This window comes from Brevundimonas sp. (assembly GCF_003248455.1).
Classification (GTDB): domain Bacteria; phylum Pseudomonadota; class Alphaproteobacteria; order Caulobacterales; family Caulobacteraceae; genus Brevundimonas.
The window spans coordinates 1-10,170 of the sequence record NZ_QFNM01000055.1; the positions used below are offsets into that span (position 1 = coordinate 1).

At 67.7% G+C, this 10,170-nt stretch carries 13 protein-coding genes and 1 pseudogene; 9 read left to right on the forward strand and 5 right to left on the reverse strand.

Translation table 11 applies throughout. The features are described from left to right. Nucleotides 1-722: aconitase family protein (locus DI624_RS15310; protein ID WP_291540204.1), on the reverse strand; the 722-nt coding region annotated here is incomplete at its 3' end. Between the two features lie 332 nt (nt 723-1,054). On the opposite strand from DI624_RS15310, the gene ccmA reads away from it, so the two are divergent. Genes ccmA through DI624_RS15340 form a run of 6 tightly spaced genes read left to right on the forward strand, consistent with a single transcriptional unit; the run spans nt 1,055 to nt 4,201 of the window. Continuing rightward, nucleotides 1,055-1,678: a heme ABC exporter ATP-binding protein CcmA gene (gene ccmA, locus DI624_RS15315; protein WP_291540207.1), complete on the forward strand. Its 624-nt coding sequence runs from the start codon at nt 1,055-1,057 to the stop codon at nt 1,676-1,678. Beyond that, on the forward strand, nt 1,675-2,382 hold the full coding sequence (gene ccmB, locus DI624_RS15320) for a heme exporter protein CcmB (RefSeq protein ID WP_291540209.1): 708 nt from the start codon (nt 1,675-1,677) through the stop codon (nt 2,380-2,382). Before ccmA ends, ccmB begins: the two co-directional genes overlap by 4 nt. Nucleotides 2,383-2,427: 45 nt before the next feature. Continuing rightward, nucleotides 2,428-3,147, forward strand: a complete 720-nt coding sequence (ccmC, locus tag DI624_RS15325; RefSeq protein ID WP_291540212.1) for a heme ABC transporter permease CcmC — start codon at nt 2,428-2,430, stop codon at nt 3,145-3,147. A gap of 4 nt (nt 3,148-3,151) precedes the next feature. Then, nucleotides 3,152-3,370, forward strand: coding sequence for a heme exporter protein CcmD (gene ccmD / locus DI624_RS15330; RefSeq protein WP_291540214.1), 219 nt, complete (start codon nt 3,152-3,154; stop codon nt 3,368-3,370). Then, nucleotides 3,367-3,912, forward strand: coding sequence for a DsbE family thiol:disulfide interchange protein (locus DI624_RS15335; RefSeq protein ID WP_291540216.1), 546 nt, complete (start codon nt 3,367-3,369; stop codon nt 3,910-3,912). Before ccmD ends, DI624_RS15335 begins: the two co-directional genes overlap by 4 nt. 34 nt (nt 3,913-3,946) lie before the next feature. After that, nucleotides 3,947-4,201, forward strand: coding sequence for a hypothetical protein (locus tag DI624_RS15340; RefSeq protein WP_291540219.1), 255 nt, complete (start codon nt 3,947-3,949; stop codon nt 4,199-4,201). On the opposite strand, the gene DI624_RS15345 is transcribed toward DI624_RS15340, so the two are convergent. Beyond that, nucleotides 4,202-4,960, reverse strand: coding sequence for a M48 family metallopeptidase (locus DI624_RS15345; protein ID WP_291540220.1), 759 nt, complete (start codon nt 4,958-4,960; stop codon nt 4,202-4,204). Between the two features lie 347 nt (nt 4,961-5,307). Between DI624_RS15345 and DI624_RS15350 the strand changes: the two genes are divergently transcribed. Then, nucleotides 5,308-6,597, forward strand: coding sequence for a site-specific integrase (locus DI624_RS15350; protein ID WP_183197774.1), 1,290 nt, complete (start codon nt 5,308-5,310; stop codon nt 6,595-6,597). A gap of 69 nt (nt 6,598-6,666) precedes the next feature. Here the strand turns inward: DI624_RS15350 and merA are convergent, their stop codons facing one another. From merA to DI624_RS15365, 3 genes are all read right to left on the reverse strand, one after another. Next, a complete protein-coding gene (merA, locus tag DI624_RS15355; protein WP_183197772.1) occupies nt 6,667-8,097 on the reverse strand; it encodes a mercury(II) reductase in 1,431 nt (476 codons plus the stop codon). A 186-nt stretch (nt 8,098-8,283) separates the two neighbouring features. Further along, nucleotides 8,284-8,592 carry a heavy-metal-associated domain-containing protein gene (locus tag DI624_RS15360; RefSeq protein WP_183197770.1) on the reverse strand — a complete coding sequence of 103 codons (309 nt, stop codon included), beginning with the start codon at nt 8,590-8,592 and terminating at the stop codon, nt 8,284-8,286. A 22-nt stretch (nt 8,593-8,614) separates the two neighbouring features. Further along, a complete protein-coding gene (locus DI624_RS15365; RefSeq protein WP_287928161.1) occupies nt 8,615-9,016 on the reverse strand; it encodes a mercuric transporter MerT family protein in 402 nt (133 codons plus the stop codon). Between the two features lie 81 nt (nt 9,017-9,097). Between DI624_RS15365 and DI624_RS15370 the strand changes: the two genes are divergently transcribed. Further along, nucleotides 9,098-9,547, forward strand: a complete 450-nt coding sequence (locus DI624_RS15370) for a helix-turn-helix domain-containing protein (protein WP_183197766.1) — start codon at nt 9,098-9,100, stop codon at nt 9,545-9,547. 282 nt (nt 9,548-9,829) lie between these two features. Then, nucleotides 9,830-10,072 (forward strand): annotated as a pseudogene (locus tag DI624_RS15375) (MerC family mercury resistance protein); the annotation flags it as partial. Between the last annotated feature and the right edge of the window lie 98 nt (nt 10,073-10,170).

Below are 10,170 nucleotides of genomic sequence, written 5' to 3' on the forward strand. Positions count from 1 at the left end.
CCCAGCATGGCGGCCTCGGCCTCGATGCCGCCGACGCCCCAGCCCAGGACGGCCAGGCCGTTGATCATGGTGGTGTGGCTGTCGGTGCCGACGACGGTGTCGGGATAGGCGACGGTCGTCTTGCCCTCGGTCAGGGTCCAGACGGTCTGGGCCAGGTTCTCCAGGTTCACCTGGTGGCAGATGCCGGTGCCGGGCGGCACGACGCGGAAGTTGTTGAAGGCCGACGACCCCCAGCGCAGGAAGTTGTAGCGCTCGATGTTGCGCTCGTATTCGCGCTCGACGTTCTGGCCGAAGGCCTTGGGCGTGCCGAAGTTGTCGACCATCACCGAGTGGTCGATCACCAGGTCGACCGGCACCAGCGGATTAATCTTGGCCGCGTCGGCGCCCAGGGCGCTCATGGCGTCGCGCATGGCGGCCAGGTCGACCACGGCCGGAACGCCGGTAAAGTCCTGCATCAGCACGCGGGCGGGGCGGAAGGCGATCTCGTGCTCGACCGAGCCCTTGTTCTCGATCCAGGCGGCGACGGCCCTGAGGTCGTCCTGGGTGACGGAAACCCCGTCCTCGTTGCGCAGCAGGTTCTCCAGCAGCACCTTCATCGAGCGCGGAAGGCGGGAAATCCCGGCCAGCCCGGCTTCCTCGGCGGCGGGAAGGCTGTAATAGGCGTATTTCTTACGCCCGACGGAAAGGTCCTGGCGGGTCTTGAAGCTGTCGATCGACGGCATGGAGAGTTTTCCTCTGGTCAGCGCCGCCCGACAATCCGGTTGCGCCTTCGCGCGACAGACGCAGCGGCTCACAGGGTGCCTATAGCCTCGCCGGACCCGACCGTCCATGTGTCCACACCTTCGACAGGGACATTGAGAAGGGTTCGCAGGTTCCAGCCCCGACTTCTCCCTCCCCGCGCCGGGGAGGGTGGTCGCGTAGCGACCGGGTGGGGGCGGCCCCGCAATGCCGCACGGTTTAGCCGGCGCACGATCGGTGATGCGGCGTTGCGCTGCCCCCACCCGACCTCGCTCCGCTCGGCCACCCTCCCCGGTGCGGGGAGGGAGAATCACCGATGATCCACGCCCTGTCCCTCTCCGACCTGACGGTCTCGCGCGGCGAGCGGCGGCTGTTCGACGGCCTGAACCTGACGCTGCGCGCCGGCGAAATCCTGACCCTGACGGGCGCCAACGGCGCGGGCAAGACCAGCCTGTTGCGCGCCGTCGCCGGCCTGCTGCGGCCCGACGCCGGAACGATCGGCTTCCAGGACGGCGACGGCAATCCCCTGGACCCGCGAGAGGCGCGCGGGCGCGAAGTGCATTTCCTCGGCCATCTGGACGGGCTGAAGGGCGGACGCACGGCGCGCGAGGAGCTGGGCTTCCAGTGCGACTGGCTGGGCCACACCCAATACGGCGTCGATAACGCCGCTGACGTCTTCGGCCTGAAGCCCCTGCTGGATCTGGAGGTGCGCCGATTGTCGGCGGGCCAGCGTCGACGCCTGGCCATGGGGCGGCTGGTCGGATCGCCCCGCGCCCTGTGGCTGCTGGACGAACCCATGGCCCCGCTGGACGGGCGCTGGCGCACGGCCTTCGTCGAACAGATGCGTCGGCATCTGGAGGCCGACGGCCTGATCGTCGCCGCCGTCCACGACCCCCTGCCCCTGACGTCGCGCAGCCTGGACCTGGGAGGCCTGTCATGAGCCGCCCTGGCGATCGGGAACCCCGCCCGCCCGGCCTGCGCGGCGCGACGCGGGTGCTTCTGCAACGCGAACTGGACCTGGCCTGGGGCGGCGGCGGCGGGCCGCTGCTGGCCTGCGGCTTCTTCGCCTGCCTGACGGCGCTGCTGCCCCTGGCGGCGGGGGGCGATCCGCGCACCCTGTCGCCGGTGGCGGGCGGCGTCGCCTGGCTGGCCCTGGCCCTGGCGTCCCTGCTGTCGCTGGAGCGGCTGTTCGAGCGCGATATGGAGGACGGCGCCCTGGACCTTCTGGCCCTGGGTCATCTGGCGCTGGAGCAGGTCGTCCTGATCAAGGCCCTGGCCCAGTGGATCGCCGTCGGCCTGCCCCTGGCCCTGACCGCCCCGGTCGCCGCCCTGGCCCTGGGCCTGCCGATGGCGCTGACGCCGCTGGCCGCCCTGACCGCCCTGATCGGCGGGGCGGGCCTCGCCTTCACCGGGGCGCTGGGCGCGGCCCTGGCCCTGGGCGCAAGGCGCGGCGGCCTGCTGATCGCCGTGGTCGTCCTGCCGCTGTTCATTCCGCCCGTGGTGTTCGGCGCGGGCGCCCTGGAGCGGGCCGCCTCGGGCCAGCCGGTCGGCCCGGCCCTGGCCCTGCTCTCGGCCTACGTCCTGTTCGCCGCGGTCGTCGCCCCCTTCGCCGGGGCCGCCGCCGTCCGCAATGCGCAAGGATGAGCCGCCGCTTGCCCGCCGCCCCATCGCCGCGTAAGCCCTGAACCGATGTTCGGCCTGTCCAATCCGCAGCGCTTCATGGCCTTCACCGGCCCCTTGACGCCCGGTCTGTGGGGCCTGGCCGCCGTGCTGCTGGCGGTCGGAACCTGGCTCAGCTTCACCGTCCCGGCCGACTACCAGCAGGGCGACACGGTGCGGATCATGTTCGTCCATGTGCCGGCCGCCGCCCTGGGCCTGGGGGCCTATGCGGCGCTGGGCGTCTGCAGCTTCTTCGCCCTGGTCTTCCGCCATCCCCTGGCCGACGCCGCCGCCCGCGCCGCCGCCCTGCCGGGCGCCGCCTTCACCGCCCTGGCCCTGATCACCGGCTCCTTGTGGGGCCAGCCGATGTGGGGAACCTGGTGGGTGTGGGACGCGCGCCTGACCAGCGTCCTGGTGCTGTTTCTCTTCTACCTGGGCTATATGGCGCTTAGGGCCTCGATCGACGACGAGCACAAGGCCGGACGCGCCGCCGCCGTCCTGGGCCTGGTCGGGTTGATCAATCTGCCGATCGTCAAATTCTCGGTCGACTGGTGGAACACCCTGCACCAGCCCGCCAGCGTCCTGACCCCCGGCGCGTCGGGCCTGGACCCGGTCTATCTGCCGCCCTTCCTGACCATGCTGGCGGCCTATGGGGTGCTGTTCCTGGCCCTGTGGCTGACGGCCGTCCGCGCCGAGATCCGCCGCCGCCGCGTCATGACCCTGCGCGCCCGGCGGGTTCAGGAGGCCTGACCCCATGCTCGACCTCGACATGACCCCCTACGCCGCCTTCGTCTGGCCCGCCTGGGGGATCAGCGCCCTGGTCCTGGCCGCCCTGACCGTCCGCGCCCTCGCCGCCGCCCGCAAATGGAAGCGCGAACTGGCGCGCCTGGAAGTGGGCCAGAGGATGTCGTCGGAAGCCGCGCACCTCAACCGCCCTCAAGCAGCGCAAAGCGCGGTAGGGCCAAAAGAATGACCCGCTGGCTGGCCCTCGCGCCGCTGGCCGTCCTGGCCGCCCTGGCGATCCTGTTCGCCGGCTGGTCGCTGAAGCGCGATCCGGCCTTCAAGCCCGACGCCCTGGTCGGCCAGCCCATCCCCGAGACGGTGCTGCCGCTGCTGTCGGGCGACCAGGCGGGGCCCGGCCATCTCGACCTGAAGACCGCCGGCGTCGGCAAGCCCATGCTGGTCAATGTCTTCGCCTCCTGGTGCGCGCCGTGCCGGATCGAACACCCCAGGCTTTTGGCCCTGAAGGCGCGCGGGATCGCCGTCGTCGGCGTCGCCTACAAGGACGAGCCCGTCGCGGCGCGCGCCTTCCTCGACGAACTGGGCGATCCCTATTCCATGGTGCTGGTGGACCGCGAAGGTCGCGCGGGCCTCGACCTCGGCATCTCCGGCGTGCCCGAGACCTTCGCCGTCGACGCCCGGGGCCGCATCGCCGCCAAACAGTCCGGCCCCCTGCTGGACGAGGCCGACATCGACCGGCTGGTCGCCTCCGTCCAGGCGCCTGCCGCGCGTTAACCCTTTTTCGACCGATTGCGTTAACCATGTCGGCATGAGCGCGATTCGTCCCGGCCTGCCGCTGAACACGCCCGCCCAGGGGCTCGACCTGCCCGGCGCGCGCAGCGCCCAGGCGGCCTTCTTCCGCGCCGCCCTCGCCCAAGCCGCCGCGCCGGCGCCGGCCGCCGCCGTGATGTCCGCGGTCCGCACCGCCACCCCCGCCCGGCCGGCCGAACCGCCCGTCGCCGCGCCCCAGCGCGAGGCGCCGCGCATCCTGCGCCCCGGATCCTATCTGGACATCCGCGTCTGATCAGTTCCAGCCGCGGCTGGCGATATATTGCTGCAACATCTCGATCCGCGTCGCGTCCGACGGATGGGTCGAGGCGAACTGGGGCGTCTGGGTCTGGCGCTGCGCCGCCATCAGCCGCCACAGGGCCACCGCTTCGGACGGCCTGAATCCCGCCCCGGCCATATAGTCGACGCCCAGCCGGTCCGCCTCCAGCTCGTCGCGCCGCGAATAGGGCAGCAACAGGCCGTATTGCGCCGCCAGACCGCCATAGGCGCTGACCGCATCGCCATAGCGTCCGGCCGCGCCCTGAACCGCCGCCAGGCCGACGCTGGTCAGGGTCTGGTTCGACGCCCGTTCGGCCGCGTGGTTGGCGACGACGTGGCCGATCTCGTGGCCGATGACGCTGGCCAGCTGGTCGTCGTTCTGGACCAGGGCCAGCAGGCTGGTCGTCACGCCGATCTGGCCGGACGGCAGGACGAAGGCGTTGGGGCTGGCCTCGGTGAAGACCGCATAGTCCCAGGTCCGGTTCCCCAGGCCCGCCGCCTGAACCAGCTGATCGCCGACCCGTCGAATACGATCCACCTGGGCGCCGGAGGTGCTGACGCCCGGCTTGGCGACGGCCTCGCGCCAGGCGGCCGTCGACTGCTGCGACAGGGCGGCGTTGTCCACCAGCAGGAACTGGTTGCGCCCCAGGGCCTCGTTGTAGGCGCAGGCCGACAGGGCGGAGGCGGCGCAGCTTGCGGCGGCCAGGGCGATGGCGGTGCGACGAAAACGGATCACGGCGACCTCTTGGACATTGGCGGACACCCAAGCAAATCCCGTCCGCCGGGTCGAGGCTCCACCGCCGATTCCAGGACCTGAAACGACAAACGGCCCGCCGTCGCCGGCGGGCCGTTTCGTGTTCTCGACTTGGAGCGGGCGAGGCGATTCGAACGCCCGACCCCAACCTTGGCAATGTTGGGGATCAGCATTTCCGGGCTTTTCAGGACGTTCCAAAAATCAGCTTTTCATATTGTTTTACATAGGTTTTCTTGTTTATCCGGTTACGGAGCGTTTCGCACGGTTTCACTTGAGTTGGTAGCGGAGTGGTAGCGGTGGCTCGGAAATGAGCGTATATTTCTATCGCCATGACGAAGCAAAAACTAACCAAGCGAGTGGTTGAGAGCGCGCCCGTTCCGGAGATCGGCGAGGGTCGAATCTGGGACAGCGAGATCGCAGGCTTCTGTCTTCGAATCTATCCTGGGACCGAAACCCGACAGGGCCATGCCGCCAAGCCTGTCCGAAGGATGTTCGCCATCAAGTATCGGGTCCGCGGGATCCAGCGCTGGCTGACGCTCGGCGAGCATGGGGATGGGCCGGACAAGCTCACGGCGGATCGGGCTCGCAAGGAGGCGGCGTCGGTGGTGGTCGATGCGCGGCGCGGCATCGATCCCGGCGAAGCACGCAGGCGCATCGAGGGTCTCACCATCAAAGGCTTGGTCGAGTTGTATCTGGAGAAAGGGCCGGACGACAAACCGACCAAACGGGACTCGTCATGGGCCATGGACCGGACGAACCTCGAGCGCCACGTCGTTCCCCTGCTCGGCAAGATGGCGCTTGATACGGTCACCCGCGACCACATCACCGGGATGATCCGATCGATCACGGCCGGGAAGACCGCCAAGGATGTGAAGACCAAACTTCGTGGTCGATCCATCGTCAAGGGCGGGGCGGGTATCGCGGACCGGACCTATTCCACCCTGCGCGCGACCTTCAACTGGGCGATCGACAAGGGGCATTTCGCCGGCCCGAACCCGTGCGCGAAGGTCGAACGAAAGCTCCGACCGGCGGTCGAACGCTTCCTGTCCGAGTCCCAGGCTCAGGGTTTGATCGCCGCACTCGACGCCCTGGAGGCGGATGCGACGATCTCCGAACGGCAGGGCGCGGTCTATCGGCTTCTGCTTCTGACAGGCGCGCGCCGCAACGAGATCGCGGGCCTGCGGTGGACGGAGGTCGACTTTGACCGGCGCCGGCTCGTGCTACCGCCGAGCCGCACCAAGGCGGGCGGTCGCACGGGGGATCGTCGGATCTCGCTCAACGACATGGCCTTCGGAATCCTGCAGCGTCTCTACAAGACCCGCGGTCGAAGCCAGTTTGTCTTTCCGGCCACCAAGGGCGACAACGGATATGCGACCTCCGAGTCCAAGATCTGGCGCGACAAGGTGCTCCCGAAAGCCAAGCTGGAAGGCGTCCGCATCCACGACCTGCGCCACAGTTTCGCAAGCTTCGCCCTGGCGGACGGGGCCAGTCTCCCGATGATCGGCAAGGCGCTGGGACACGCCAACAGTCGCGCCACGGAACGGTATGCCCATCTGAGCGACGATCCGGTTCGGGCGCTTGCAGAGCGGATTGGTGAGCGATTCAGTCCCAAGACCTGAAGGAAACATTGGACGACTGGCTTCGCCAACCCGACAGGTGGCGAAGTGGAAAGCATCCGGTCGTACCTCTCAACCTGCGCAGCAAGACAGTTTGCTGACGTCCTTGTTGAACGTCAGCGCGGCCAGCTTCAGGCCCTCGACTGTCGTGAGGTAGGGGAAGATCGTGTCGCCCAACTGCTCCACTGTCATTCCGCACTTGATGGCCACCGCCGCCGTCTGGATGCTGTCCGCCCCTTCAGGCGCCAGAATGTGCGCGCCGAGGAGTCGCCGCGTGCCGCGATCCGCCACCAGCTTGATGAGCCCACGCGTGTCCCTGGCCGCGAGCGCGCGAGGAACGTGATGAAGGGTGATCATCGAGGTCTGCACATCGTGACCGGCCGCGCGGGCTGCGGCTTCCGTCAGTCCCACCGTCGCAACCTGCGGATCCGTGAAAACGACCGCCGGCATGGCGCGATTGTCGTAGACCTGGGTGTCGCCGTTCAGCGCGTTCCTAGCGGCCAGTCGCGCGCCGTAGGCGGCCATATAGACGAACTGATCCGTGCCGGTGACATCGCCTGCGGCATAGACGCCCGCGCGCGTCGTGCGCATCCGGTCGTCGATGACGACGCCTCCCGTTGGCGACATCTGGATCCCCATCTCGGAAAGCCCCAGCTCGTCGGAGTTGGGAACCCGGCCCGTTGTGATCAGAACGCGCTCCGCGGTTATCGTTTCTTTGCCACCGGCTTGCGTCAGCCTGAGTGAGCCCCCCTCGTCGGACGCGTCGATAGACCCGTAGACTGCCCCCGCTACGACCGTGACGCCTTCGTCCACGAGATAGCGCTGCAGCGCCTCACTGATTTCGGGTTCCCCCTCAGGCAGTAGCCGGGAGCGGCAGGCGATGGTGACGTGGACGCCCGCCCGGCTGAACATCTGGGCCAGTTCCACCCCGATATAGCCGCCGCCGATCACCAGCATCGATCGGGGCAGGGCCTCCAGTTCGAGCGCGGTCGTGCTGGTCAGATAAGGCACGGATTCGATGCCGGGGATCGCTGGAACCCCCGGACGTGAACCGGTCGCGATGATCACCTTGTCCGCAATCAGTCGGACGCCGCCGACCTCCACGCCGCCTTGGACGAGTCTCGCCGGGCCTTCGTGGTAGGTGATGGCGTCATAACCCTGCAGCACGTCCTCGTACTTTGCCTGGCGAAGGTCATCGACCAGTCTGTCTTTCTGGCGAACCGCTGCGGACCAGTCAGCGATGGCGGCCGAGGCCCGGACGCCGTCGAAGCGGCAAGCGGCCCGGGCCTGGTGCAGGGGTTCGACGGCCCGGATCAGCGCCTTGGACGGCACGCAACCGACGTTGACGCATGTGCCGCCTATCGTTCCGTCTCCGACGAGCGCGACCCGTGCGCCCTGTTCCGCCGCCGTGATGGCGGCCGAGAACCCGGCCGACCCCGCCCCGACCACGACGAGATCGTAAGTCTTGGCGATATCCCCTGAGGGCGTGCAACAATCACTCATATTGTCCGGATCCTTCTGAATAGACTTTGCCGCTAACAAAGCGGCGTCAACCCCGACGTTGCCCGGCTTACGTCGGATAGCGGCGAGAGCTGGATGTCATCACGAGCGTCTGCTGACGCGGAGACTGGCCGCGCGACAGAGTTTGAATGTCGGCCTCGAGGCGTCACGACCGGACGCCGGCAGCGTTTATCGGCGCGCCTGAACACGCGCGGGATAGCCGGCCCTGGTCGACGCGAGCGCCAGGGCGGCCGGCGTCACTCGGGCGTCATCGTAGGTCACCGTCGCCACGGCCTGTCCTCTCCCGCCCGGGGTCAAGGCGACGGTCACGGCTTCAACACCGGAGATGCGCGAGATCGTGCGGCGGACGATGGGCGCGCAGGTCACGCAGGTCACATTGCTAACGTCGAGCCTCACCGTGCGTTCGGCGGCTTGGGCGGCATCAGCGGTGAAGACAGCCGCCGCGAAGACGAGAGCGTTGCGGACCGAAAGGGTCATGATCGAAGTCTCCAGGAAAAATTCAGGCGCCGATCAGCAGCGGCGCGACATAGGGAAATGCGAGGGCGAGGGCGACGAGCAGGGTCGCCGTCCAGAGCGCGATCTTGATGAGGCGCGTCGAGGCCGGCCGGGCGCAGGTCACGTCGTCGGCGCAGGCGGCCCGGGGCTGGCGGTAGACCCGGAAGAAGCCGAGGCTCAGCAGCACCACGGCGGCGGCCACGAAATAAAGATGGTAGGGGGCCAGCGCCGTGACGTTGCCTATCCATGCCCCGCTGATCCCGAGCGCGAACAAGGCCAGCGGCAGTACGCAGCAGGAAGTGGCGCCGATCGCGGCGGCAAGTCCTCCGACGGCAAGCCACCCGCGAGCGATGGGTTTGTCGGTGCGCGCCGAGTGTCCGCCGAACTCTTGCTTGCCGTCTGCCATTAACACTCCTCACGCCTTCACTGGTCGAGACACACAAGGTAGGGTCTGTAGTCACTACAGATACAAGAGGTAAAACGCTTCATGGACAAATCGGCCCTGCGGGATACGGCCCCACAGCTTCCTATCGGCGAGTTGTCCCGGCGGACCGGGGTCAACATCGAAACCGTGCGCTATTACGAGAAGATCGGCCTGATGCCCGCGCCTGCTCGCAGCGAGGGTGGACACCGCCTCTATGGCCGCGGTCATCTGCTCCGGCTCAATTTCGTGCGCCGGGCCCGGGAGCTCGGGTTCACGCTGAATGAAATAAGGGATTTGCTCGAACTGGCCGAACAGCGCGATCTTCCGTGCGCGGAGGCGCGCGTGGTCGCTGCCGCCCATCTGGGCGACGTCCGTTCCAAGCTAGCTGCTCTGAGGAAGATGGAAGAGGTGCTCGTCGAGATGGTCTCGCGCTGCGCCGACGGCGCCACGCCGGATTGCCCGATCCTGGAAGCCCTGTTTGATTCCGAGGCTGGAACCCGGCCGGTGCCCTGAACGGCCCCTGCCCGCCCGCAGCTTTCAGGTTCGGACGTTTATATCCCGCCTCATCCGGGGCTGGCGGTTGATTTTTTGGCGCTAGTCCATCACGGCGAGCCTCGCCTCGTCACGCAATCGACCCGACGGATTTTGGAAAGACAAGAATGCTCTTGTATCTGTAGGGACTACAGACCCTACTCGGTTGTCCGAGACGATCGACACCAGCGCGCTCAACACTTGCTGGGCTCAGATCGCCATACTCCAGCTTCCCGAGGGAAAAGCGTGCCGGACCAAGAACCCATCACCCGCGCGGCTGATAAAGCGGGCGTAGTCGGCGCGATTGTTGCGGCTATGGGCTGCGCGGCGTGTTTTCCCGCACTCGGCAGCTTGGCCGCAGCTTTGGGTCTAGGCTTCTTGAGTCAGTATGAAGGGGTCTTCATCCGCTACCTGCTCCCTCTGTTCGCGGTTATCGCGTTGGCCGCCAACGTGGCCAGCGGGATGCGCCATCGGCGATGGTCAAGAATGACCCTGGGCATGGTCGGTGACGTGCCCCTGAGAATTTCCTCCACGCGGAGCTAGAGTCCGCCCCTTGAAAGGACGGACGGAATGAAACGAGCGAGATTCACGGAAGAGCAGATCAT